We start from the raw sequence: 24,096 nt of genomic DNA, 5'->3' as shown, positions 1-24,096 counted from the left end.
TTGAAGAATGCCATCCGTCACTCTGCGAAGGCGACCTGGGTGCGCCCCGCCACGGTGGCGCGCCCGGACCGCTCGCGGATGATGGTGCGCAGCACCCGCAGGCCGTCGCGGACGGCGTTGAGGTTGCTGGTGCCGTGGATGCGGGAGCGCTCGTGGCTGGGCACCTCGCGGATGACGAGCCCGGCCTTGGCGGCGCGGACGTTCATCAGCGTCTCGATCTCGAAACCGTCGCAATCGAGGTTCAGTGCGTCCAGGTGGCGCGCCCAGAAGGCGTTGTAGCCGTAGCACAGGTCGGTGTAGCGGGTGCCGTAGAGCAGGTTGGTCAGGCCCGTCAGGGCCTTGTTGCCGAGCGAGCGCACTGGGCTGAGGTCGTCGGAGCCGCCGCCGGGCGCGTAGCGGGAGCCCTTGGCGAAGTCGGCGCCGGCGAGCAGCGTGTCGACGAAGCTGCGGATCTCCCGGCCGTCGGTGGACCCGTCGGCGTCGATCATGACGATGATGTCGCCCTTGGCGGCCTGGAAGCCCTCGATGAGCGCGTTGCCCTTGCCGCGCCGGGTCTGCACGACGACCCGCAGGTCGGGGCGCAGCTTCCGCGCGACGGCGACGGTGTCGTCGGTTGAGTTGCCGTCGACGAGTATCACCTCGTCGATCCATTCGGGCAGCGTGGCGAAGACGTGGGGCAGGTTGTCGGCCTCGTTCATCGCAGGCACGATGACGGTGACGCTGACGCTGGCGGCGGAAGGCTGCATGTTCATGACTTCAGATTCTCCACAGCGCATGCAGTCCGCTTGACAGCGCCTTGCATAGATCGTTCTATGATTTGACGATTATCGCTTCATCCCATCTAGTGATGATTTTGTCGACCGTCTCCTCGGGGGTTTGCTCCGAGGTGTCCAGCCATAGGCCGAGCCGGGGCGTTTCGCGGCGAAGCACGGCGTCGAGCATGGCCGGTGTCCATCCGCCCGCATAGCCGGTCTTGACCCGACCTTGCTCTCGCGCCGCCACTACCTCGGGCCGGGGCGCCAGCACGACCACGCGCAGGGGGCGGGTGCGGATCAGGGTGACGAGGTGCTCCAGCTCGGCGCCGAGCACGACGTCCTGGACGACCGGGGTGAAGCCGGCCTCGGCGTACATGTCGGCGGCTGTCGCGGTGAGCCGGTAACGGAGGCGGAGCTGGCGGAGCGCCTCTTCCGACGGCTCGGGGGTCATCTCGGCGCGGCCGGAGACCACCATCCGGCGGAAGGCGTCGCCGCGCACGTGGGCGGCCCGCGGCAGGCGTTCGGCCAGCCGCTGGGCCACCGTGCTCTTGCCCGAGGCCATGATGCCGGTGATGAGGAAGGCGCTCATGCGCCGACCAGCTTGCGTACGCGGTCGGCACCCACCGCGAGTAGCAGTGTGGGCAGGCGCGGGCCGGTGTCGCGGCCGACGAGCAGCCGGTAGAGGAGGGCGAAGAAGGCCCGCTGGGCGGCCTTCAGCTCCGGGGTCGCGGCGGCGTCGGCGGGCAGGCCCGCCTGGAGCTTGGGCACGCCGTACACGAGCGTGGTCAGCCCGTCCAGCGACCAGTCGTCGAGGCCGTCGGCCAGCAGCCGCAGCGACTCGCGCTCGTCCGGGCCGAGCGAGTCGAGCAGCCCCTCGTCCGGCTCCTCGCGCACCCGCGTGCGCTGGTCGGCGGGCAGGTGCAGCTCCACCCAGCGCTGCGCCCGGTCCAGGCGCGGCGCGGCGGCGTCGAGCCCGGCGACGCCGTCGAGGTCGCGCAGGATGCGCAGGGTCTGCTCGGCGTCGCCGGTCGTGACGTCGGCGATGGAGGCCAGCGTGCGGTAGGGGACCGGGTGCGGGGTCGCCGGCAGCGGGCCGTCGGCGGTGGTGACCGCCCGCTCGTACGCGGCCAGCTCGGCCGGCTGCCCCTGCCCGGCGGCGACCTTGCGGCCGAGGGCGTCCCACTCGTCGTAGAGCCGGTGGATCTCCTGGTCAAAGGCGATCTTGAAGGACTGGGCCGGCTTGCGGCGGGCGTACAGCCAGCGCAGCACCGGGGCCTCCATGATCTCCAGGGCGTCGGACGGGGTCGGCACGTCGCCCTTGGAGCTGCTCATCTTGGCCATGCCGGTGATGCCGACGAAGGCGTACATGGGGCCGATGGGCCGCTCGCCGCCGAACACCTCGCCGACGATCTGGCCGCCGACCGTCCACGCCGAGCCGGGGGAGTGGTGGTCGACGCCGGACGGCTCGAACAGCACCCCTTCGTACGCCCACCGCATCGGCCAGTCGACCTTCCACACCAGCTTGCCCTGGTCGTGCTCGGCCAGGCGTACGGTCTCGCCGAAGCCGCACTCGCAGGTGTAGGCCAGCTCGGTGGTCTCGTCGTCGTACGCGGTGACCGTGGTGAGGTCGCGCCCGCACAGCTCGCAGTAGGGCCGGTAGGGGAAGTATTCGCCGGGACGCTCGGGCTCCTCGGGCTGCTCGGCCTGCTTGGTGCGGTGCCGCGAGAGCACGGCGTCGATCGCCGCCCGCTCGCGCATCGCCAGCAGGATCCGCTCCCGGTAGGCCCCCGAGGTGTACTGCTCGGTCTGGCTGATCATCCGGCACCGCACGCCGAGCGCGGCCATGGCCTCGATCATCGGGGCCTTGAAGTGCTCGGCCCAGTTGGGGTGCGGGCTGCCGGGCGGCGCGGGCACCGCGGTCAGCGGCTTGCCGATGTGCTCCGCCCAGGACGGGTCGATGCCCGCGGGCACCCGGCGGAAGCGGTCGTAGTCGTCCCACGACAGCAGGTGGTCGCAGGGCACGCCGCGCCGCCGCAGCTCGTCGGCCACCAGATGAGGGGTCATGATCTCGCGCAGGTTGCCCAGGTGGATCGGGCCCGAGGGGCTGAGACCGGAGGCGCAGACAATCGGGTGGCCGGTGCCGCGCCGCTCCGCCTCGGAGATCACCTCGTCCGCGAACCTGGACACCCAGTCGCCATCACCACGTTCAACCATCGGGCTATTGTCCCGGTTCTGGATGGCCGGAGCCAACGGATCAGCCGGGTTCGATCGGCGGATCCGAGAAGACCTGCCCGCCGACCCGGCGGCCGGCCTCCTCCGTGACGCGCAGAACGTGCAGCCCGGCCTCGGGGAGGACGGGCACCAGCCCGTAGCCGGCGTCGACCTCCTCCTCGGTCAGGCCGAGGGTTTCCAGGGCGTCGGCGAGGGTGGCGCCGGGCGGCAGGCGGACCTGGAGCAGGATCATTTGGCTTCCTCCCGGCCCTGAAGGATCGGGATTCCCCGTGCCGCTGACGCGGCATGCTGCCGCGCTCGTGGCCGGGGTGGTTGACGCTTCACAGACCGCCTGGTGGCGAGGTCTCCACGCCCTGAGACCGCCTGCCCGGCGGCCTTGATGTTCTTGGCGGCGTTCACATCGGCGTGCTCGACATAGCCGCAGGAGGTGCAGGCGAACCGCGCTTGGCTCTCACGCGATGCCGCATCCACCAGCCTGCACGCCGAGCACGTCTGAGACGTGTACGCCGCCGGGACCTTGATCACTCTGCTGCCGGTGTACCGGGCCGCGTTGTTGACCGCGCGTTCGAGCCCGTGCCAGCCCTTGTCCAAGATCGCCTTGTTGAGGCCGGACTTCTGAGCGACCCGCGAGCCGGGCCGCTCAACGGTGCCCTTCGCGCCGGCCGTCATGTTCTTCGTCTTGAGGTCTTCCAGCACGACCGTGCCGTACCGCCTGGTGAGCTGCGCGGCGAGCTGGGCGTTGAAGTCCGCGCGGCGGGACCGGACCCGCCGCATGATCGTTGCCAGCTTGGCCACCACGCGCGCACGCCGGTTGCCGCGCTTACGGGTGCGGGCCAGTTGCTGCTGGAGGCGGCGATACCGCTGCCTCTCGCCGCCGCTGATGAACGGCCGATCATGGAAATCCCCGTCGCTCGTGGTGGCGGCGACCACCACTCCCCGATCGATCCCCACAGCCGGACCTGGATGCGTGGCGGGGGTGACCTGGCCGTCCTCGACGAGGAACGACACGAACCAGTGCCTGCCGTCGCGGGCGATCGTGGCTGAACGCGCAGCTCCACCGAGCGGGCGTGACCAGCGGAACCGCACCCACCCGAACTTCGGCAGCTTCACCCGGCCCCACTTGCGGCCGATCCGTTCCACGATGATCTGCTTGGCGTCGGGGAACCGGAACGATGGCGACCACTTGCGGTGCGACCGCCACCGGACCTTCCATGTCCCATGGGTTCTGACCGCCTGGTCCAGGTCCTTGAGCGTCTGCTGGAGCACATGGGACGGCGCGTCCGCCAGCCATCCGAAATCCTTCTTGGCGTCGGCGAGTTGCTTGCACTGCTCGGCGTAACCGATGAACGCGCCGCGCTCGCGGTAGACGCGGCGCTGTTCCAGGCCGGTGTTCCACACCGACCGGCAGATACCGCCGATCCGCTCGGCGAACTCGGCCTGCGCCAGGGTGAACTCGACCTGGTACTTACGGCCGGACAGCATGAAGCACCTCCCTCCGCAGAACCCCGCAAGATCTCTGATGGTACCATGCAAAATCATGGTCGAGCGTATGAGCATTCGGGAACTCCGCAACAATCTGGGTCGCCGTGTCGAGGCCGCACACCTGGCTGGGGAACACACCATCGTGGAGAAATACGGCGAAACCCAAGCTGTCCTCGTCCCCTATACGTGGTGGGCCGAACAGCAAGAACGTGCGCGTCAGGGCACGCTCGCGCCCTAGCGGGCACCCGCGCTCGGGCTAACCCCGACCATGCAGGCCAGGGCTTGCGTCCTTCGAGTTCGGTCAGGCCGCGCGGGCGCGACTGAGGGCGGCGACCGCGGCGGGCGGGTCGATGACGCCCCAGCCGTAGTCGTAGTCGTAGCCGACGGCGCTGCGGTCGTCGGCCGTGCGGTTGAGCTGGGTGCGCAGCTGCTCGGGGGAGAGCTGCGCGGCCGGGCGGGCGGTGCGGACGGCGGCCACCACCCCGGCCGCGACGGGGCAGGCGGCGGAGGTGCCGGTGTCGGCCTCGCCGACCGCGCCCGAGCCGGCGAAGTGCGTGTAGGCGCACAGGTCGGGCTTGCGTTCGGCGAGCCGGCCCGGCCCCTGGGAGGAGTAGCCGACGCGTTCGCCGCGGACGTTCACCCCGCCGACGGACAGCACGTCGGGATGGCCGTTGGCGCCGACGATCGGCCGCTCGCGGAAGCCGCAGCGCCCGTCGGGGCAGTCGCGCCCGCAGTTGCCGGCCGCGAAGACGATGTCGGCGCCCGCGTCGGCCAGGCTGCCCACGATCAGGTTGAACGGGTGCGCCGGGTTGTCGGAGTAGTTGCCGGGGTGGCCGGGCGGCAGGTCGTGCTCGGGGCTGAACAGGCCCCAGCTGTTGGAGACCACCAGCGACCTCGACTCCTGCGGCATGGCGTTGAGCACGTCGCGCAGGTGGGAGTAGGCGGCGACGGCGTCGGAGAGCAGGCCCGTCATGTCGCCCTGCCGCGAGAGCAGGATGGGGATGTCGAGCAGGGTGGCCTTCGGCGCGGGCAGCAGCGCGTCGAAGGCGCACATCGTGCCGTGCTCGACGGGGTAGCGGCCGGGGGTCCTGCGGACGCCGGGTGGCGCCCAGCTGCGCTCCGCGTCGATCCTGACCTCCTCGCCGAGGACCGAACGGACGTGCGCGGCGTTGATGCCGGTGTCGCAGACGGCGACGGTCACGCCCTCGCCGTCGTGGCCCCGCTCCCACAGGTCGGCGGCGCCCAGCAGCCGCCTGACCTCCTGCCAGTCGCCGGCCGGGTCGTCGCCGCCGCAGGTGGGGCCGGCCGGGCTGATCCGCGGGTCGGCGTAGACGCCGGCCACCTCGCGGACCGCCGACTGCAGGCGGGCGAGCCTGATCGGCAGCTCCGAGTCGGGGATCTCGCCGCGCACCAGCACCGAGGCGTGCTCGGGGGACAGCGAGAACTCCACGCGCGAGGAGAGCGAGAGCGGGCCGCCGTGGGCCGCGCTGGGCCTGGCGCGCGGCACCGCCACCGGTCCGTACGCCTCGTCGAGCAGGACACCGGGCAGGTCGGCGACGACGTCGGACACCGAGCTGGCGACCAAGGGGTCGAGCACGGACGCCACGACGTCGGCCGCAGGACGGAGCTGGATCAGGACACGCATGTGATCACCTTCGCGAAGAGAGAAGCGTGGTCGCTCGATTACGCTCCGTGATACATGCAGTGACCGGCCTTTGGCAATGCCGGGGGGCGCGGGTGCGACCCGCGCCGCCCCGGTCTCACGCCAGCGTGGCGGCGTGCGGGTCCCAGCCGTCGGGCAGCGGCCCGGGCGCGGTCAGGGTCGAGGTGATCGCCCGGAACTCGCCGCGCTCGCCCGCCTCGGCGATCGCGGCCATCAGCTCCAGCACGTGGTACGCCAGCTCGCCCGAGGCCCGGTGCGGCGTGCCCGCCCGCAGCGACCTGGCCATGTCCAGGACGCCGATGCCCCGGCTCGTGGTGGTGCCCGAGACCGGCAGCTCGCGCCAGTCCGTGTCGTGCGCGCCACGGGCCAGCAGCGGCCCCTCGAAGGTGTTGGGATCGGGCAGGGAGAGCGCGCCCTCCGTGCCGATGATCTCGATCATCCTGCGGTTGACGGGGGAGTCGAAGCTGAACGTGGCCGCCGCCGTCGCCGTGCCGGGGAAGTCCAGCAGGGCGTTGACATGGGTGGGCACGTCCACGGGGAATGTGGTGCCGGCCTTGGGGCCGGAGCCCACGACGCGCTCCGCGCGGGCCCTGCGGGTGCTCGCCGCGACCCGGGCGACCGGGCCGAGCAGGGACACCAGGGCGGTCAGATAGTAGGGGCCGAGGTCGTACAGCGGGCCGCCGCCCGGCTGGTAGAAGAACTCGGGATTGGGGTGCCAGGACTCGGGGCCGAGGCTCTGCGTGGCCGCCGTGACGGCGACCGGCTCGCCGATGAGGCCGGAGCGCAGGGCGTGCAGCGCGGACTGCAGCCCCGCGCCTAAGAAGGTGTCGGGCGCGCCGCCCGCCCGCAGGCCGCGCGCGGCGGCCTCGGCGAGGATGGCGGCGCCCTCGGCGGGGTCCATGGCGAACGGCTTCTCGCCGTACACGTGCTTGCCGGCGCGCAGCGACTCCAGCGCGACGGCCGCGTGCGCGGCCGGCACGGTGAGGTTGACGACGAGCTCGACCTCGGGCAGTGCGAGCACGTCGGCGAGCGAGCCTGAGACGGGCACGCCGTGCTCGCGGGCCACCGCGGCGGCCCGCCCGCCGTCGAGGTCGGCGACGGCGAGCACGCGCACGTCGGGGAACGAGGTGAGGTTGCGGAGGTACTGGCCACTGATGACACCGGCGCCGACCAGGGCGACGCCGACGGGGCCTGCGGTCAACGGGCCTCCAGTGAGGTGAGGTAGGCGTGACTGTCGGCCAGCGCGGCGAAGACGTCGGTGGCGCACTCGTCGAGCTCGACGACGCGCCAGGCGTCCGGCGCGGCGGCGAGCACGGCGGGCACGGGCATCGCGCCCGCCCCCACGGCGGTGTGCGGCTCGCCCTTGACCATCGGGCCGTCCTTCACGTGCAGCGCGAGGACGCGCCCTGCCAGGCGGCCGAGCAGGGCGGGCACGTCGGCGCCGCCGACCGCCGCCCAGTAGGTGTCGATCTCCAGGAACACCTCGGGCGCGAGCAGGTCGGCCAGCGCCTCCAGTGCGTGCCTGCCGTCGATCCGCGGCTCGATCTCCCACCAGTGGTTGTGGTAGCCGATCCGCACGCCGTGCCCGGCCGCCCGCTCGGCCAGGCCGTTGAGCAGGTCGGCCGTGCGCCGCAGGCCGTCGGGGGTGGTGAACTCCTCGTGCGGGATGCCGCCCGGCACGATCGCCAGATCGGTGCCGATCGTGGCGATCGCGTCGAGCACGGCGTTGGTGTCCTCGGTGAGCAGCGCGTACGCGTGCGTCGCCGACACCTGTAACCCGAGGTCGTCGGCCACCCTGCGGAAGCCCTCCGGGTCGGCGGTCGGGTCGTACGGCTCGACCGCCGCGTAACCGATCCCGGCGAGCCGCCGCAGCACGGCGTCGCGATCGGCGGCCAGCGCATCCCTGACGGTGTAGAGCTGGACGCTGATCGGTGTGCTCATCCGCGGACCCCCATGAGGTGTTCGAGCGCGAGCTGGTTGAGCCGGGTGAAGTGGAAGCCGCGGGCGGCGGCCTCCTCGACGTCGAAGTCGTCCTTGGCGAGGTCCTGCCAGGTCTCGCCGGCGGCGAGGGTGGGCTGGGCCAGCTCGGTCACGCGGGAGGCGGCCAGGGCCTCCTGGACCTCGGGGTCGGCGCGGAAGGCGCGGGACTTCTCGCGCAGGATGAGGTAGGTGCGCATGTTGGCGGCGGCGGAGTCCCACACGTCCTGCGCGTCCTCGGTGCGCAGCGGCTTGTAGTCGAAGTGGCGCGGGCCGTCGTAGCCGCCGTTCTCCAGCAGGTCGACCAGGAAGAACGCGCTCTTGAGGTCGCCGTGGCCGAAGATCAGGTCCTGGTCGTACTTGGGGCCGTGCTGGCCGTTGAGGTCGATGTGGAAGAGCTTGCCGTGCCAGAGCGCCTGGGCGATGCCGTGGACGAAGTTGAGCCCGGCCATCTGCTCGTGGCCGACCTCCGGGTTGAGCCCGACCATCTCGGGGTGCTCCAGCTCGCCGATCAGGCCGAGGGCGTGGCCGATCGTGGGCAGCAGGATGTCGCCGCGCGGCTCGTTGGGCTTGGGCTCCAGGGCGAAGCGGATGTCGTAGCCCTTGTCGATGACGTACTGGCAGAGGAGGTCCAGGCCCTCCTTGTAGCGGTCGAGCGCGGCCTTGACGTCCTTGGCGGCGTCGGACTCGGCGCCCTCGCGGCCGCCCCAGCACACGTACGTCCGCGCGCCGAGCGAGGCGGCGAGGTCGACGTTGCGCATGACCTTGCGGAGGGCGTAGCGGCGCACGTCGCGGTCGTTGCTGGTGAACGCGCCGTCCTTGAAGACGGGGTGCGCGAAGAGGTTGGTGGTGGCCATGGGGACCTTCATGCCGGTCTCGTCCAGGGCCTTCCTGAAGGCGGCGATGGCCTTGTCGCGGTCGGGCTCGACGGCGAGCAGGTCGTCGTCGTGGAAGGTGACGCCGTACGCGCCGAGCTCGTGGAGCTTGTGCACGGTCTCGACCGGGTCGAGCGGGGCCCGGGAGGCGTCGCCGAACGGGTCGCGGGCCTGCCAGCCGACGGTCCAGAGGCCGAAGGTGAAGCGGTCGTCGGGGGTCGGGGTGAATGCGGTCATTTCCCTGCGCTCCGGTTCTTTAGTCCATAATCTGTACATAATCCTGAGGAGGTGGACGGGGTGTCGTCAAGAGGAGTGCGGCATGATTCCATGCGCGCCCGTAACCTGGCCGTAGTGCTCGACGCCATCCACCGCACCGGACCCCATACCCGCGCGGCGCTCGCCGAACGGACCGGGCTCACCAAGACCACCGTCTCCAGCCTGGTCGCCGACCTGCTGGAGGCCGGCGTGGTCAGCGAGCGCGGTGCCGTGCGCGGCGGCGAGCGGGGCCGGCCGGGAGTGGCCGTCAGCCTGAGCGGGCAGCGCGTGGCCACGCTGGGGCTGGAGGTCAACATCGACTACCTGGCCGCCTGCGTCGTCGATCTGACCCGCGCCGTACGCCTGCGCCGCACCCGCCCCGCCGACAACCGCAACTCCGACCCCGCCGAGATCCTGGGCCTGCTGCGCGCCCTCGCCCGCGAGACCATCGAGGCCGCCGAGGCCGGCGGGCTGCGCGTCATGGGCGCCGCCCTGGCCGTGCCCGGCACCGTGGAGGACGGCGTGCTGCGGAGCGCGCCGCACCTCGGCTGGCGGGACGTACGGGTCGCGGACCTGGCCGGCGACCTGCCGCTCGCGATCGACAACGAGGCCAACCTGGCGGCGCTCGGCGAGCTGTGGTTCGGCTCGCGGGAGGCCGACTTCCTGTACGTCTCCGGCGAGATCGGCATCGGCGCCGGGCTCGTCGTGGGCGGGGCGCTGTTCCGGGGGACGTACGGGCTGGCCGGCGAGCTGGGCCACGTCGTCGTCGTGCCCGACGGGCCCGCCTGCCGGTGCGGCGGGCGGGGCTGCCTGGAGGTGTACGCGGGACAGGACGCCCTCCTCGGCCCCCTGGAGTCGGTGACCGCGCTGGTCGAGCAGCTGGAGGCGGGCGAGCCGCGGGCGCTGGAGGCGTGCGCGCGGGCCGGACACGCGCTCGGGGTGGCGCTCACCTCCGCCGTGCACCTGCTGGACCCCGGCAGGATCGTGCTCGGCGGCGTCTTCGCCCCGCTCTTCCCCTGGCTCGACGGGCCCGTGCGGGACGGGCTCGGCGGCCGGCTCGCCCAGATGCGCGGCGCCCCGCCCCCGCTCGTCGTGTCGGGGATCGGCGCGGACGCGGCCGTGCTCGGCGCGGCCGGGCTGGTCATCCAGCGCATCCTCGCCGACCCGGCCCAGGCGCTCGGCCTCTGATCGCCGTCCCTACGATGACGGGCATGGTGATCGAAGAAAGGGAGCTGGGCGACGCCGAGCTCGGCACGCTGCTCGACGCGGCCTACGCCGAGCTGGTGGCCCGCTACGGCCCCCAGGGGCGCTCACAGGTGAAGCCGGGAGCCCGGTACCTGGTGGCGGTCGTGGACGGCGGCGCGGTCGGCTGCGGGGCGGTGCAGGACGCCGACGCGCTGACCGGCGAGCTCAAGCGCATGTACGTCGCCCCCGCCCACCGGGGCCGCGGGATCGCGACGGCGCTGCTCGGCGCACTGGAGGAGCTGGCACTCGCCATGGGGCACCGGCGGCTGCGGCTGGCCACCGGCCTGCGGCAGCCGGAGGCCATCGCGCTGTACGAGCGGTGCGCGTACGTGCTGACCGAGCCCTACGGCAGCTACGTCGGCGCGCCGCTGATGCGCTGCTACGCCAAGGCGCTCTAGCGGTCGCCAAGTCCACACCAAGAAGGGCCTAAGAGCGGCGGCGCACCCTGGTGGCATCCCCTAGCAGAGGAGCGACCCCATGGCGCCCAACACGATCGGCTTCCGCATCACCCACCGGGCCATGCGCGGCGACACGCGCCGCCTGGCCCGCACGATGGACGGCATCGCCGCCGGCGACGAGCGGGCCGACGCCGCCCGGTACAAGGCCATCGCCACGTTCGCCACGAAGCTGTGCGCCGGCATCCACCACCACCACAAGGCCGAGGACGACGTGCTCTGGCCGGTGATCGTCCGCTCGGCCGGGGCCGAGGTGGACCTGACCGACCTCACCGACGACCACACCCAGCTCGACCCGCTGCTGGACGAGATCACCCAGGCGGCCCGGGGGCTCGGCAAGGACCCGGCCGCCGCCAGGCGCCTGGCCAAGACCCTCGGCGTCCTCGCCGACCTGCTCGACGAGCACATCGAGGAGGAGGAGCGGCTGCTGTTCCCGATCATCGAGAAGTACGTCTCCGAGTCCGACTGGCACAAGGTCGAGACCGAGGTGCGCAAGGGCGGCGACACGGCCTTCGACCTGCCGCGCATCGCGGAGTACGCGCGGCCTGAGGAGCTGGCCGAGCTGCGTAAGGCTGCGGGGCCGGTGCTCGCCGCGCTGATCGCGGTGTTCAGCCGCGGGCACCGCCGCCGCCAGCGGCTCATCTTCGGGAGCCTGTGACGTCTCCGAGGCTTTCGCGGGCGGCCGCGGCCCAGTGCGGCGAGCCGATCCGCTCGGCGACCTGCGCCGCCCGCGCGTAGTGCGCGCCGGCCACGGGCAGCTCCAGCAGGCGGGCCAGGTCGCCCAGCACCTGCGCGACCGGCCCGAGCGCGACCGAGCCGCTGCTGAGCCCGGCCACCCGGTCCTCCCAGGGCAGCAGGGTGTCGTAGCAGCGCGCGGCCGTCTCGCGGTCTTCGAGCGCCACGGCGGTCTGCGCGTGCATCGCCTCCCACAGCAGCCAGTAGTAGTCGCGCGAGTGCCGCTCGCCGGGCCGCCAGACCCGGCGGGCCGCGTCCAGCTCGCCGACCTCGGTCAGGGCGCGGGCGTACAGCTCGCGGGTCCCGGGGTTCGACAGGCGCGCGTACAGGGCGGACAGCTCGGGGAGCGAGTCCCGTACGTCGCCGCGCGCCATGCGCACCGAGAACCTGCTGAGCATGCCCATGGCCGCGGCGTTCACCGCGCCGCGCTCGGCCATCTGCCGGGTGATCGCGGTGTACGCCTCCTCGGCCGCGTCGAAGTCGCCCTCGACGAGCTTGCGCAACGCCCCGAACAGCGACAGGACGACCAGCGACAGGCCGAGCTGCCCGCTCGTGGAGGACTCCAGGCCGGCGTCGGCGTGCCGGGCCGCCGCCTCCAGGTCGCCCCGGCCGAGCGCGCCCATGAGCAGCGCGAAGTGGGCCAGCGTCAGGTAGCCGACCAGCCGGTGCGCCCGGCCCAGCTCCAGCAGCTCCTCGCCCAGCGCGGCCAGCTCCTCGCGCCGCTCGGGGGAGAGCAACGAGAAGTAGCGGGCGTTGAGCGCCAGGCACAGCAGGTCGGGGCGGTCCAGCTCGCGGGCCAGCGCCACCGCCTCGGCCCCGGCGGCCTCCACCCGCTCGTCGTCGTGGCCCTCCACGGCGAAGACCAGCGCGGCGAGCAGCCGGCAGCGCGCCTCCGGCCCGTGCCCGGCGGCCAGCTCCCGCTCCACGGCCGCGACGAACTCCGCGTCGTAGCGGGTGTCGGGCTGGATGGTCCAGATCACGGGGGCGTCGTACGAGGTCAGCGCCCGCACCCCCGGCGACAGCAGGACCGCCTCCGCCCGCGCCTCGACCGCCCCGGCCACGTCGCCCGCGTGGCCGAGCGCCGACACCAGGCCGCACAGCAGCTCCAGCCGGGTGTCGTCGTCGCCCGCGTACGGCAGCGCCGCCCGGTACAGCGCCGCCGCCTCCCGGTGCGCGTGCAACCCCGACGCCTGCGCCGCCGCCGCCCTGGCGTGGCCGACCGCGCCCGGCGCCCCGGCCTCCAGCGCGTGGTGCGCCAGCGCCGCCACCTCGCCCGGTCGCAGCCGCTCCAGGGCCGCCACCACGCGGCCGTGCAGGCGGGTGCGCCGGATCCGGGCCGTGTCCTCGTACAGCACCTCCCGCACCAGGACGTGCGTGAACCGCACCCGCCCCGGGCCCGGCTCGGACAGCAGGCCGGTCATGACGCCGGCCTCCAGGCCGTCGAGCACCGTGTCCTCGTCGCCGTCCTGCAGCGCGACCAGCACGTCCACGTCCGCGTCGCGGCCGACGACAGCGGCGTTGCGCAGCACGGTCTGCGCCGTGGCGGGCAGGCGGGCGATCCTGCGCCTGATCAGGTCGCGTACGCCGGGCGGCAGCGCCCGCGTGGCCCCCGGACCCTCCGAGGCCAGCAGCCGGGCGATCTCGCACACGAACAGCGGGTTGCCCAGCGTGCGCTCGCACACCGCGCGGACGGTCGCCGCGTCGGGGGCCCGCTCGGTGTGGCGTTCCAGCAGCTCGGCGACCGCGTCCTCGCCCAGCCCTGACAGCTCCACGTGCCGGCTGCCCGCCGCGAGCGCGGCCAGCGTCGTGCCCAGGTCCTCGGTGGTCTCGGCGGGGCGGAAGGTGGCCACCACCAGCAGCCGCGCGGTCTGCGGCAGGTGGCGCAGCAGGTGCAGGGTCTCGCCGTCGGCGCGGTGGACGTCCTCCAGCACCACCAGCAGGGGCGCGCAGGAGGCGAGATAGCCGGCGACCGCCCTGGCGAGCAGGAACTGGTTGGGGATGGGGACGCCGTCGTGCAGCAGCGGGGCCAGCCCGGCCGGGTCCTCCGGCGGGTGCTCTTCGGCGAGCGTGCGGACGATCTCGCTCCACGCCCACGCGGGCGGGGCCCCGCCGTCGGTCTCGGGGCAGCGGCCGAACGCCACCCGCCAGCCGCGCCCGGCCAGCTCGGCGGCGAACGCCTCGGCCAGCGTGCTCTTGCCCGCGCCCGGCTCGCCGCCCAGCCAGACGGTGCGGTGGGTGGGCTGGGCGGCCTCCTCGTGCAGGATCGCCAGCTCGCGGGCGCGGCCGACGAGCACGGGGGCCGCCGGGTGCTCCAGGTGGCCGGCGGGCTGACCGGGGTGGCCGGGCTGGCCGGGGTGGCCGGGGTGGCCGGGGTGGCCGGGCTGGGCGGGCTGGCCGCGCTGGGCGGGCTGGGCGGGCTGGCCGGGCTGGCCGGGCTGGTTTGGCTGGGAGGGGTGGCCGGGGTGGCTTGGCTGGGCGGTCGGCTGGGGCTGGGCGGTGGCGGGTCTGGGCACCTCCGGCGCGTTCAGCGTGTCGGCGTGCCGGAGGATGTCCTGTTCCAGGGTCCGCAGCTCCGGGCCGGGGTCCACGCCCAGCTCGTCCGCCAGCCGCTCCCTGGCCCGCCGCAGCACGGTCAGCGCCTCCGCCTGCCCGCCCGCCCGGTAGCAGGCCAGCGCCAGCAGCCGTACGCCGCTCTCCCGCAGCGGGTGCCGCTCCACGTGCCCGCGCAGCTCCGCCACGACCTCCGCGTGCCTGCCCAGCAGCAGCGCGGCCTCCGCCCGGTGCTCCACGGCGAGCAGCCGCAGCTCGGCCAGCCGCTCGACCTCCGGAACGGCCCACTCCTCGTCGGCGAACTCCTCGTACGCCGCCCCCGTCCACAGCCCGAGCGCCCGGTCCAGCAGCTCGTACGCGACCGCCCCCGCCCCCTGACGCAGCGCCGCCCCCGCCTCCTCGACGATCCGGGGCAGCCGCCAGGCGTCCACGGCGTCCTCCGGCAGCCGCAGCCGGTAGCCGGGCGGGGCGCTCACGACGACCCGGGCCGGCGCGCGCGGCGGCCGGTCGGGCTCCAGGACGCGGCGCAGGTTGGAGACGTACACCTGGAGCGCGGCCAGCGCCTTCGGCGGCGGCTGCCCCCGCCACAGGTCGTCGATGAACCGGTCGGTGGACACGACCTGCCCGCCGGCCACGGCCAGCCGCGCGAGCACCGCCCGCTGCCTGGCCGGCCCGAGGTCCACGGCCCGCCCGTGCGCCTCGGCCTGGAGCGGACCGAGCACCCGGAGCGTGAGCGCGGGCGGTTCCTCCGGGAACGGTCCATGTATCACCCGCACAGAGTGGGGCAAAGAGTGAGCTCCTGGCAATCCGCAGCCGTCAGGCGCAGCGGTAGCCGGACGGGAACTGCGCGCCGCCGGACCGGATCGCCTGGAACCCGAACGTCGTGCTCTGCCCCGGGGCCAGCGTGCCGTTGTGCGCGGCGTTCCGCGCCGTCACGGTCTGGCCGTTCACCGTCAGCACGGCGTTCCACGAGCTGGTGATGGTGTGGCCGGCCGGCAGCGTGAACGTGACCGACCAGCCGTTGAGCGTGGCGGTGCTCGTGTTGGTGACCGTCACGGGCTGGATCACGTACCCGTTGCTCCACTGGGTCTGGGTGGTGGCGGTCACGGTGCAGGTCTCCGGCTGGCCGACGCCGGTCGGCGGGACCCGGATGATGCGGTCGTCGGCGGCGACCGGAGTGCCACGGCCGTCCCGGTTGCTGGTCGAGAGCCACAGCCAGCCGTCCGGGCCCACGGCGGCGGCCCGCAGCCGCCCGTACGCGCCCTGCAGCTCGGCGGTCGGCGTGCCCGCCGTGCCGTTCGGGGTGAGCGGCACGGCCCACACCCGCTGCCCGCGCAGCGCCGCCGCGAAGAGGGTGCCGTTCGCGTACGCCAGGCCGCTCGGCGACGCCTCCGCCGTCGCCCAGGTGACGATCGGGTTGCGGAAGGAGGAGCCGGAGCAGACGCCCTCGCAGGTCGGCCAGCCGTAGTTGCCGCCCGCCACGATCTGGTTGATCTCGTCCCAGGTGTTCTGGCCGAACTCGGCGGCGTACATGCGGCCCTGCGCGTCCCACGCGAGGCCCTGCACGTTGCGGTGGCCGTAGCTGTAGACGAGCGAGCCGGGGAACGGGTTGCCCGCCGGCACGCCGCCGTCGGGTGTCAGGCGCAGGATCTTGCCCGCCAGGCTGTTGAGGTTCTGCGCGTTCGCGGTGGTGTTGGCGTCGCCGGTGGAGACGTACAGCATGCCGTCCGGCCCGAACGCCAGCCGCCCGCCGTCATGGATCGTCGCGCTCGGCACGCCGGACAGCAGCACCGGCTGCGTCTGGGGCGCGGTGAGCCGCAGCCTGACCAGCCGGTTGTCCCCGGCCGTGCTGGTGAAGTAGGCGTACACCCAGCCGTCCTGCGCGTACGTCGGCGAGACGGCGATCCCCAGCAGGCCGCTCTCGCCCGACGCGCTCACCCCGCTGATCGTGGCGACCGCCGTGGCCGGCTGTCCGGGGCGTACCTGCATGATCCGCCCGGTGCCCCGCTCCGACACGAGCGCGCTGCCGTCCGGCAGGAACGCGATCGCCCACGGCACCTGCAGCCCCGTGGCCGCGACCTCCGCCCGGTTGAAGTCGAACCCGCCTGCCGCCTGCGCCCGTGCCTCGGGCGCGGTGACCAGGAACGCGAGCAGGGCCAGGACCAGAGCTGGGATGACGCGACCGCGCCGCATGACGGACTCCTTGACCGGATGGGGGCAAACCGCCGTCAATACCGTAGGCAGCCCTCATGCCCCGCATCAACGCGCCGGCCCGGGAAAACCCGCCCACCTGCGCGGCCTCGCTGAAACTTTCACTCAAGGAGCCGCAGGGCCGCCCGGCTGCGCGCGATCAGCTCGGGATCGCCCTCCCTCTCCCGCAGCGCCAGCGCCTCCTCCAGGGTTCGCCGTGCCTCCCGTACGCGTCCCCGCTCGGCGAGCGTCTTCCCGAGATGCTGCAGCGCGAAGCCCGTCAGCTCTGGCGCTTCCCGCCGCGCGACGGCGAGCGCCTCCCGGCACAGGCTCTCCGCGGTCGCCGCGTCGCCCGAGTAGCGATGGGCGTCCGCCAGGTTGATGGACGCGGCGATCCTCCTGCCGCCGCTGTCCGCCAGGTCGAGCGCCCGGTGGAGGTGCCGGATCGCCTCGCCGTGCTCGCCGAGGACCAGCAGCCCTATCCCGAACGCCCGCAGGGTCGCGTAGTCGGCGGGGGACTGCGCCCGTACCGACTCGACGACGGCCGCCAGCCGCTCACGGTCGCGCGGGACCATCCGCTGCCGCTCGTCATAGGCGACCAGCCGATCGATCTCGCGCAACAGCTCAGCGGACAAGACGGGTCACTCCCCCTCGGACACGGCCTTCTTCATGAGGGCGGCGATCCGCGCCTCCTCGTCGGGGCCCAGATCGGTGAGGGCGTAGGCGGACGGCCACATGGTGCCCTCGTCGATGTTCGCGACGTCGTTGAAGCCGAGCGTCGCGTAGCGGGTCTTGAACTTCGTGGCGGGCTGGAAGAAGCAGAGGACCTTGCCGTTCTTGGCGTACGCCGGCATGCCGTACCAGAGCTTCGGCGCGAGCTCGGGCGCGCTGGCCTTGATGATGGCGTGGATGCGCTCGGCCATCTCCCGGTCAGGCCCCTCCATCTCGGCGATCTTCGCGAGCACGTCCGGCTCCAGGTCGACCTGCTTGGAGCCACGCCGCGCCGTCTTCTTCAGCTCCTGGGCGTGCTCCTTCATCGCGGCACGCTCCTCCTCCGAGAAGCCCTCGAAGGTGGTGGCTTTGGTGTTCTTCGCGGCGCTCATACCGGTTCCTCCTGTGGTGCTGCTTGCTGGGCGTTTCCCATGTTAGGGAGGCACCTAGGCGTCAGGCTTCTTGAAAACTGACCTGAAGCGCACCCGCGTCACATGTGCTGAAATTTGCCACGATGATCGGACATATCCTCATCGCCGCCCTGCTGTCGGCGCCGACCACCCCCGCGCCGACCCTGCACGTGATGACCTGGAACGTCTGCGCCGGCACGAACAGCGCCTGCCCCCTCTACCGCCGCTCGACCGCCGACCTGGCCTGGCACGTCGCCGTCCTGGCCACCGAGACCGACGCGATCTTCCTCCAGGAGTTCTGCACCGGCGCTGACGCCGACCTCGAACGCGAGCTGGAAGCCCGCACCGGCCGGGCGTGGACCGTCAAGTCGGCCCCGCTCACCCACCCGGACGGCTCCCCGTACCAGTGCCACCCCGACCGAACCGGCAAGCCACGCGGAACCCAGAGCGCCACCCTGGCCGTGGCCGGCAACGACACCCGCTTCGAGATACACCCGCTCACCTCGCCCCCGTGGGGCCCGCGCCGCTTCGCGGTCTGCACGGCCGACCGCACGTTCTGCACCACACACCTCTCCTCCGGCATGGCGAACGACGACCACCAGAAGGGCGCCCCATACCGGCACGCCCAGCTCCGCGAACTGCTGAAGTTAGGCGCGGACGTCGTCGGCGGCGACCTCAACCTGATGCCACGCGCCGCCGCCACCGCCTACCAGGGCCGCGACGAATGCGACCCCCGCAACCGCTGGACGTACGCGACGCGCAAACGCAAGATCGACTACCTGTTCGCCGCCGACGGCCGCGTCCGCCGCTGCTTCCTCGACCACGCCCGCAGCACGTGGTCCGACCACGTCCCCCTGCACGCCTGGATCAGCCGGCGGTGAACCCGAGCGCCCGAAGTTGGTCGATCCACTCCGCGCCCAGCCGCCGCCCGTCCGGAAGCTGATCGCCTGGCTCCCACCGCCAGGTCGCGATGATCGCGAGCACAAGGGCCCGGCACTCACGCAGCAAGTCCGGATTGACCCCCGCATAATGATGGCCGACGTCTTCGGGCGCATGAGCGAGATCGAACTCGACCGGCCCACGGCAACACGTCTCCAGATCGATGAACAGCAGCCCGTTCTCGGTGCTGAGCACGTTGCCCGGGTGCGGCTCGCCGTGCAGCAACTGCTCGCCGCCGCCCCGCTCGCCGATCACTCGCCTCAGACTCCGCAACGTGTCCCCGAGCAGCTCCCGATCCGCGTCGGCGAGCTCCGGCGTGAGATCACGGCTCGCCACGAGCCGCTGAGCCTGCTCAACACGATCCATGAAGTGCGGCACCGGGACATCGACCTCACGCATGCCGGCGTGCAGCCGTTCGAGCGCCTTGGCGTACTCGGCCGGAGAGACCTCCCGAGACGACGCAGGCGCGTAGTAGGTCCACAGCGTGACCACGAACCCGTCCCGCTCATGAACGCGCGGCTCCACCCGGGGGTCGAGAGCAGCCACAGGACAACCGGACTCCGCCAGCCTCTGAGCAAGCTCCACCTCGAACCGCGCGACCTGCTGCGCCACGGGCGCCACCCGGGCCACGACGTCACACGGCAGCAGCCGCAGGGTGAGCTTGTTCGAGTCATGAAGAACGACCGCGTCGTCGGCCGCCAGCCCGAGCGACGAGGCGATCGACCTGGCCGCCGCCACCGCGCGGCGGATCTCTGAAGCCTGCATCCTCGCTGTGCCATCCTCTCCAAACGGTGCGACCCGGGCACGGTACCAAGCCGGAGACCGCTGCGCGGTTTATGTCGTTTTGTCCGATAAGTCCGGGTAGGGGGGAAGTGGAGGTGAGACGGGGATGGCTGAACGTAAGGATCCAGCAGGTGACGGGGGAGCGCGCCGCGGGCCGGACAGCTCCAAGAGCCTGAAGTACGCCCAGGAGATCCACTCGCCGGAGGAGGAGCCGGAACGTGCCAGCCGCAGCCTGGTGACCACGAGCCATGAGGTGATCCGGCAGTGGGCCGAGGAGCGGGAGGCGCAACCGGCCACCGTCGAGGGCACCGAGCACGGCGACCACCTGGGCGTGCTACGCCTCGACTTCCCGGGATACGGCGGCGACAAGCTCCGGCACGTGAGCTGGGAGGAGTGGTTCGCCACGTTCGACGAGCGGGGCCTGAACTTCATCTACCAGGAGCGCAGGAGCGACGGCAGCCCGAGCAACTTCTTCCGGCTGGAGAACCCTCAGCGCGAGGATGCCTGAGCGCCCGCGCTATGGGGAGCGGACTTCGTCGTCGGAGGCCGACGGGGTGGCGCGGAGATACGGCCGGTCGGCCGAGCGATAGAGCACGGCGATCAGGACGACGAGGGCGGCGAACCACCCGGCGAGCAGCACGGGTGGCAGCTCGCCGTAGCCGTGTTTGGCCAGCAGACCGGCCCCGCCCAGCCCGGCCACCGCCCAGCGCAGCACGTCCAGCAGGGCGATCTGGGAGCTGTCACCGTGTGAGCGCATCCGCATCATCAACGCGTCCACGATCAGCCAGACCGTGATGAGACCACCCACCGTGACGGCGATGCCGATCACGTGCTTGATCGGCTCATCCGCGCGTACGCCGCCCGCGAAGACGGCCACCAGCGAGACGGGGGCCATGCAGAGCGCCCACGCCCGGGCCACGGCGAAGGCGTCGCCCGGTCGCCGCAACGACAGCAGCCCGGCGGCGCACAGGGCCCAGCCGACGGGGTCGAACAGCAGGTCGACACCGTTGAGCCGGAGCGCGCAGAAGGCGATGACCAGCCCGGTGGCGATATTCGTGACGGGACGCACGCGCAGTGTCCTCCTCTCGTGGGGCCGGCCGTCAGAGCTCGCCGCTCACTGCCTTGTTGCACACCAGACTGGCCAGGCCGCGCTGCCAGGCCACGGGAACCTGACCCTCGCTCCCGGTCAGCTGCCACGGGTCCAGAATCACCTCCGACGACCCCGATCCCAGCCAGGTCCGGTAGGTGAATCGGATCGGCCGCGGCTCGCGCGGCACCGCCGCACAGTCGGCGATGACGATCCGCCGGACCACCGTCCTGGACCCGTTGCCCTCGACGGTGATCTCGGCGGGATCGTCCTCCGTGTCCTTGGAAGGGAGCAGGCGCAGGCCCGGAATGGACATCGAGATATCCGTGATGGTGAATGGGGCGATCGTCTGGTTCTCAAGCTCGATCAAGGCGCTGGTCGACAGCACGCCATTGCCGTCAACGTCGGCCTGGAGAAAGAAATCCTCGATTCCCCAGCGGATGTGCGGCGTTATCGACCCCGACCACCATAAACCCGCCGCGACGCACATCAGCACGACACAGCTGGACACCGCGGACGGCAATTGCCTACGCCGAGCAACGCCGAATTGCTGCCTTAAGTCCGCTGAAGTCACGAGACGGAACCATATATCGTGGCGCCTTGTGACGACACCCCCGATGATCTCCTGGGTGGCCGCGGTGATCACCGTGCTCGCGGCGGCCGTACCCCTCGGTTCGGGGCACCTCGGCAGGTTCGCCACCCTGACGGGCCTGGAAGTCACCTCGACCAATGCCCGCCAGGTCGCCGACCATTTCGCCGGCCTGCGCCGGTGGCGACTGGCGACCGTCGTCCTCGCGGCTCCCGTGGCGGGCCTGACCGCGGACCCGTTCTATCTCGTGCTGGGCTGGTGCGCCGTCCCGGTATTCCGCGTCGTACGGTCATCGTCCGCTGACGCCGCCTATCACCGCGCCTGGGCGCTCGCCGTATGCGCTTCTGCCCTAACAGGCTGCTATCTCCTGACAACGCAGGGAATCACTCCGACCCGGTTGGCCCACGCCGCCGTCGTGGTCGTGGTGGTGGCGGCGATATCGTACGCCCGACGAAATGCCGGGCCCGAAATGCCGGACGAAACAGAGTCGGCCATTCGCCGATGGTCCGTTCGTACCCGCTATTTAGCAGGAAGCGCGACAGTGCTCGCCGGCGTTCTCCTCGCTCCCTGGCAGCCGCTACCGACTGAACCGCCGCAGTACACGATGCCCAGACAGTTCCCGGAGCAGCAGGTCTCCTTCCAGGAGATCGACGAGGTCAAAAGGCCCACCTGTCCGTGGCTCGACGAAATGGACGCCCCGTGCCGCTACTGGCGGGTGGACGGCGAGCCGTTCCCGCAGGCCGCGCCGTACGTCGTCATGAAGGGCGGGGCGCCGACGGCGGCGCCGTTCCTGGTGAGCCCCGACCGGCGATCCGTCGTCTACCTGGACCGGACCTCGCGCCGCATGGTCTACCAGCACGCAGAAACCCGGCACGACCTCAGCGGCCCGCTCGCCGACCCGGACGTGCCCGAGGTGAGCATCAGCGAGCACGGCAGGTACGTCACCCTCACCAAGAACGACACCCGCGTCATCGACACCAGGTCACGGAGCGAGATCGTGCTCCCCGGCGCGCTGAAGGTGCTCGAAGTCAACTCGGCGGGGGTGGTGGTCACGACGGCTTCCCGCCTGGTGGCCCATGACCATCACGGCAAGGAGCTCCTGAGCATCCCCGTCCCCAGCACGCTCCTGGAGTCCCACACCGCCTTCCTCAAGCCGGACGGCAGCCGGCTCGTGGTCATCAGCGATGACGGAGACCTCGTCGACACTTACGACCTCGCCACCCGCAAGCGGATCCACCGCGTACGCCCCCGGCTCCCCGACGGCGACCCGATCGAATCGGGCACCGGCTGGTCCGGCAAGGGCCCGTTCCAGATCTATCGGGACGCTGATGAGGAGGAGCGCAGGGACTTCTTCCTCGACCTGGCGACCGGCAAGACCAGGTATGTCAAGAACGGCCTGCCGGACGGCTACCGCCCCGCGGACCAGTAGGCATAGCTGACGCCGGTAAGCCGTTCGGGCAGCTGCCACAGGCGAGCGGCCGTGTCGGTGTCGCGGATGGCGCGCTCACGAGTACGACGAGCCGGCTCACCGCGCAGCTGCAGCAGCCCGTCCGGAACGATGTAGCTGCCCCCGGCCAGATCCGGCATGGTCGCTGCGTACAGGGAGGTCTTCGCGCCTTCCGGGGCGGGTCGGAAGGCCACACGCACCAACAGGGACCACGGTGTACCGGCGGTGGAGAGATCGCGAGCGCCTGCTCAGCGGACGCCCTTGCCGAACACGTGGCAACGGACATTCCCGTCCCTGACACCAGAGCGATCGAGACCGACCTGCGAGCGCTGGCACGCTCGATCGTCCAAGCGTTCACCAGTCCAACCGGGCAGGCCATCCTCGCCGCCATGTTCACCCTCTGTCGAACGACCAGCCCACGGCGATGCCGCCGGCGAACGCGCTCTATGGCTCATGCCCACGAACACGCAAGCCGTCAGAGGAGCCGGCCGGAGCGGCGCAGCCGGCGCTCGCGCAGCGCGAGAGCGGGCGGCACGCAGAGCTGCACGCCGATGTAGACGGCCACGGCAAGCGCTTCCCAGAAGCCGGCCGAGGTGACCGAGTTGCTCGTGAGCTGCTCCAGCCCCCATTGCCCCAGGGAGACGACCAGCGGCAGCACGACGGTCGCGAACATCCAGCCCATGACGGCGACCCCGGCGACGTACGGAATCACGAACCAGCGGGCCACGCTCCGGTCGCGCTCCGACATCTGCGCCAGCTCGTTCGCCTCGGGCGGGCTGAGCCGGAAGAGCCGGGACTTGGCCGTCAGCCATGTCGCCCGGTAGAGGTTGTGGCAGCGCAACGCATTCGCCAGCAGCGCGTACGCGTCGCTGCGCAGCGGCAGCGCGGCCCACTGCCAGACCAGGTTGACGACCAGGAGGAGCGACACGGCGGCGAGGAATTCGCCGGCGACGCCGCCCACGCCGAGCAGCCGCGCGCCCAGCGACGCCGCCAGCAGCACGACGTCGACGGCCATCCCGGCGAGGTACACGCCGTGGCGGCGATGGCGCGGCACCGTCACGATCTGGGTGAGGTCGGTCTCGTAGACCAGGTACAGGCCGCGATGGCTCACCCGGAACACGGCCGGCACGTCGATCGCGCGGCCGGCCAGCCAGTGCCAGGCCTCGTGCACGGCGCCGCACGCCATGGCGAGCAGCAGCCAGATGAACGCCGAGAGCCCGGGGCTGGGCAGGAACCAGGCGTCCTGCCAGGACGGACGCAGCTCGGGCCGGAACAGCAGAAGCCCGGCGGAGAGCACCGCGGCGGCCCCGTAGCAGGACCAGGCGACGGGCCCGAACAGCCGTCGTGCGGCCCGCGGGCTCACTCCCTCGATCCACTTGACCCGGCCGCGCGGGTCGGGCTGCTCCCCAGGCGGGTCGAGGAGCCCGGCGGCGGTGAGTCCGTCGAGGAAGTCCGCTCCGTCCACCGGCTCCCCGGCGACGTCGCCGGCCCGAGCCGTGGCCTCGTCGAGAGAGCCGGTGTCCTGGAGCGTGGTGACGAAGACAGCGCCCGGCTCCGGCACCGCGACGAAGACGCCCAGCTCGGGGCGGCCGAGGATCCACGCCTCGCCGTCGTGGGCGACGGTCAGACGGGCCGCTCGGGCACGTAGTTCCTCATCCGTAGAAGTGGCCATTGTCTGTCTCCAACCGATGACGGCACCGACATGGGAGGGCCGCG

25 protein-coding genes are annotated in these 24,096 nt (G+C 72.2%); 7 read left to right on the top strand and 18 right to left on the bottom strand.

Features of this window, described 5'->3' with window-relative positions; genetic code table 11:
- Positions 1–17: 17 nt before the first annotated feature.
- From AC27IY_RS31060 to AC27IY_RS31040, 5 genes are read right to left on the bottom strand one after another with little or no spacing between them, the layout of a single operon-like run.
- Positions 18–752, bottom strand: a complete 735-nt coding sequence (locus tag AC27IY_RS31060; protein ID WP_423451427.1) for a glycosyltransferase family 2 protein — start codon at positions 750–752, stop codon at positions 18–20.
- A 58-nt stretch (positions 753–810) separates the two neighbouring features.
- On the bottom strand, positions 811–1,344 hold the full coding sequence (locus AC27IY_RS31055; RefSeq protein WP_449947281.1) for an AAA family ATPase: 534 nt from the start codon (positions 1,342–1,344) through the stop codon (positions 811–813).
- Positions 1,341–2,969 (bottom strand): lysine--tRNA ligase, encoded by a 1,629-nt coding sequence (gene lysS / locus AC27IY_RS31050; RefSeq protein WP_487180047.1) that lies wholly within the window; start codon positions 2,967–2,969, stop codon positions 1,341–1,343. Before lysS ends, AC27IY_RS31055 begins: the two co-directional genes overlap by 4 nt.
- Before the next feature lie 40 nt (positions 2,970–3,009).
- Complete coding sequence (locus tag AC27IY_RS31045; RefSeq protein WP_344208511.1) at positions 3,010–3,219, bottom strand: hypothetical protein; 210 nt, start codon at positions 3,217–3,219, stop codon at positions 3,010–3,012.
- Positions 3,216–4,469, bottom strand: a complete 1,254-nt coding sequence (locus tag AC27IY_RS31040) for an RNA-guided endonuclease InsQ/TnpB family protein (protein WP_487180046.1) — start codon at positions 4,467–4,469, stop codon at positions 3,216–3,218. Before AC27IY_RS31040 ends, AC27IY_RS31045 begins: the two co-directional genes overlap by 4 nt.
- A gap of 55 nt (positions 4,470–4,524) precedes the next feature.
- Here AC27IY_RS31040 and AC27IY_RS31035 point away from each other — a divergent pair, with 55 nt between their 5' ends.
- On the top strand, positions 4,525–4,707 hold the full coding sequence (locus AC27IY_RS31035) for a hypothetical protein (RefSeq protein ID WP_423451423.1): 183 nt from the start codon (positions 4,525–4,527) through the stop codon (positions 4,705–4,707).
- Between the two features lie 63 nt (positions 4,708–4,770).
- Here the strand turns inward: AC27IY_RS31035 and AC27IY_RS31030 are convergent, their stop codons facing one another.
- The 4 genes from AC27IY_RS31030 to xylA all read right to left on the bottom strand — a co-directional run bounded on the left by AC27IY_RS31030 (position 4,771) and on the right by xylA (position 9,221).
- Positions 4,771–6,114: a S8 family serine peptidase gene (locus AC27IY_RS31030; protein ID WP_487180045.1), complete on the bottom strand. Its 1,344-nt coding sequence runs from the start codon at positions 6,112–6,114 to the stop codon at positions 4,771–4,773.
- A gap of 115 nt (positions 6,115–6,229) precedes the next feature.
- Complete coding sequence (locus AC27IY_RS31025) at positions 6,230–7,333, bottom strand: Gfo/Idh/MocA family protein (RefSeq protein WP_487180044.1); 1,104 nt, start codon at positions 7,331–7,333, stop codon at positions 6,230–6,232.
- Positions 7,330–8,073: a sugar phosphate isomerase/epimerase family protein gene (locus tag AC27IY_RS31020; protein ID WP_487180043.1), complete on the bottom strand. Its 744-nt coding sequence runs from the start codon at positions 8,071–8,073 to the stop codon at positions 7,330–7,332. The genes AC27IY_RS31025 and AC27IY_RS31020 overlap by 4 nt, the downstream gene beginning before the upstream one ends.
- A complete protein-coding gene (gene xylA / locus AC27IY_RS31015; protein ID WP_487180042.1) occupies positions 8,070–9,221 on the bottom strand; it encodes a xylose isomerase in 1,152 nt (383 codons plus the stop codon). Before xylA ends, AC27IY_RS31020 begins: the two co-directional genes overlap by 4 nt.
- A 90-nt stretch (positions 9,222–9,311) precedes the next feature.
- Between xylA and AC27IY_RS31010 the strand changes: the two genes are divergently transcribed.
- The 3 genes from AC27IY_RS31010 (at position 9,312) to AC27IY_RS31000 (ending at position 11,597) form a co-directional block, all read left to right on the top strand.
- Positions 9,312–10,427 (top strand): ROK family protein, encoded by a 1,116-nt coding sequence (locus AC27IY_RS31010; RefSeq protein ID WP_344208501.1) that lies wholly within the window; start codon positions 9,312–9,314, stop codon positions 10,425–10,427.
- Between the two features lie 23 nt (positions 10,428–10,450).
- Positions 10,451–10,882 (top strand): GNAT family N-acetyltransferase, encoded by a 432-nt coding sequence (locus tag AC27IY_RS31005; RefSeq protein WP_423477995.1) that lies wholly within the window; start codon positions 10,451–10,453, stop codon positions 10,880–10,882.
- A 79-nt stretch (positions 10,883–10,961) separates the two neighbouring features.
- Complete coding sequence (locus tag AC27IY_RS31000) at positions 10,962–11,597, top strand: hemerythrin domain-containing protein (protein WP_344208497.1); 636 nt, start codon at positions 10,962–10,964, stop codon at positions 11,595–11,597.
- Here AC27IY_RS31000 and AC27IY_RS30995 read toward each other — a convergent pair.
- From AC27IY_RS30995 to AC27IY_RS30980, 4 genes are all read right to left on the bottom strand, one after another.
- The gene (locus AC27IY_RS30995) at positions 11,578–14,994 is read right to left on the bottom strand and encodes an ATP-binding protein (RefSeq protein WP_487180041.1); all 3,417 of its coding nucleotides are present in this window, start codon (positions 14,992–14,994) and stop codon (positions 11,578–11,580) included. The two genes, AC27IY_RS31000 and AC27IY_RS30995, sit on opposite strands and share 20 nt — an antisense overlap.
- A 46-nt stretch (positions 14,995–15,040) precedes the next feature.
- Positions 15,041–16,417 (bottom strand): PQQ-dependent sugar dehydrogenase, encoded by a 1,377-nt coding sequence (locus AC27IY_RS30990; RefSeq protein ID WP_423451417.1) that lies wholly within the window; start codon positions 16,415–16,417, stop codon positions 15,041–15,043.
- A 119-nt stretch (positions 16,418–16,536) separates the two neighbouring features.
- Entirely contained in the window at positions 16,537–17,049 is a 513-nt protein-coding gene (locus AC27IY_RS30985; protein ID WP_487180040.1) for a tetratricopeptide repeat protein, read from the bottom strand.
- 6 nt (positions 17,050–17,055) lie between these two features.
- A complete protein-coding gene (locus AC27IY_RS30980; protein WP_371250902.1) occupies positions 17,056–17,517 on the bottom strand; it encodes an iron chaperone in 462 nt (153 codons plus the stop codon).
- Between the two features lie 122 nt (positions 17,518–17,639).
- Here AC27IY_RS30980 and AC27IY_RS30975 point away from each other — a divergent pair, with 122 nt between their 5' ends.
- Positions 17,640–18,416, top strand: coding sequence for an endonuclease/exonuclease/phosphatase family protein (locus tag AC27IY_RS30975; protein WP_423451414.1), 777 nt, complete (start codon positions 17,640–17,642; stop codon positions 18,414–18,416).
- Here the strand turns inward: AC27IY_RS30975 and AC27IY_RS30970 are convergent.
- Positions 18,403–19,239, bottom strand: a complete 837-nt coding sequence (locus AC27IY_RS30970; protein WP_487180039.1) for a phosphotransferase enzyme family protein — start codon at positions 19,237–19,239, stop codon at positions 18,403–18,405. The two genes, AC27IY_RS30975 and AC27IY_RS30970, sit on opposite strands and share 14 nt — an antisense overlap.
- 124 nt (positions 19,240–19,363) lie before the next feature.
- Between AC27IY_RS30970 and AC27IY_RS30965 the strand changes: the two genes are divergently transcribed.
- Positions 19,364–19,765 (top strand): hypothetical protein, encoded by a 402-nt coding sequence (locus AC27IY_RS30965; protein WP_487180038.1) that lies wholly within the window; start codon positions 19,364–19,366, stop codon positions 19,763–19,765.
- Between the two features lie 9 nt (positions 19,766–19,774).
- On the opposite strand, the gene AC27IY_RS30960 is transcribed toward AC27IY_RS30965, so the two are convergent.
- Both AC27IY_RS30960 and AC27IY_RS30955 read right to left on the bottom strand, forming a co-directional pair.
- Positions 19,775–20,326 (bottom strand): hypothetical protein, encoded by a 552-nt coding sequence (locus AC27IY_RS30960; protein ID WP_487180037.1) that lies wholly within the window; start codon positions 20,324–20,326, stop codon positions 19,775–19,777.
- Positions 20,327–20,357: 31 nt separating this feature from the next.
- Complete coding sequence (locus AC27IY_RS30955) at positions 20,358–20,918, bottom strand: hypothetical protein (RefSeq protein WP_449947251.1); 561 nt, start codon at positions 20,916–20,918, stop codon at positions 20,358–20,360.
- A 619-nt stretch (positions 20,919–21,537) separates the two neighbouring features.
- Between AC27IY_RS30955 and AC27IY_RS30950 the strand changes: the two genes are divergently transcribed.
- Positions 21,538–22,362: a hypothetical protein gene (locus tag AC27IY_RS30950; protein ID WP_487180036.1), complete on the top strand. Its 825-nt coding sequence runs from the start codon at positions 21,538–21,540 to the stop codon at positions 22,360–22,362.
- On the opposite strand, the gene AC27IY_RS30945 is transcribed toward AC27IY_RS30950, so the two are convergent.
- Positions 22,341–22,520, bottom strand: coding sequence for a hypothetical protein (locus AC27IY_RS30945; RefSeq protein WP_487180035.1), 180 nt, complete (start codon positions 22,518–22,520; stop codon positions 22,341–22,343). The genes AC27IY_RS30950 and AC27IY_RS30945 overlap by 22 nt on opposite strands.
- 335 nt (positions 22,521–22,855) lie before the next feature.
- The gene (locus tag AC27IY_RS30940; RefSeq protein ID WP_487180034.1) at positions 22,856–24,052 is read right to left on the bottom strand and encodes a hypothetical protein; all 1,197 of its coding nucleotides are present in this window, start codon (positions 24,050–24,052) and stop codon (positions 22,856–22,858) included.
- Positions 24,053–24,096 lie beyond the last annotated feature (44 nt).

The organism is Nonomuraea sp. B208, assembly GCF_057536035.1.
The sequence above is the reverse complement of the archived record's forward strand: the minus strand, read 5'-3'. Positions and strand labels throughout refer to the sequence as shown.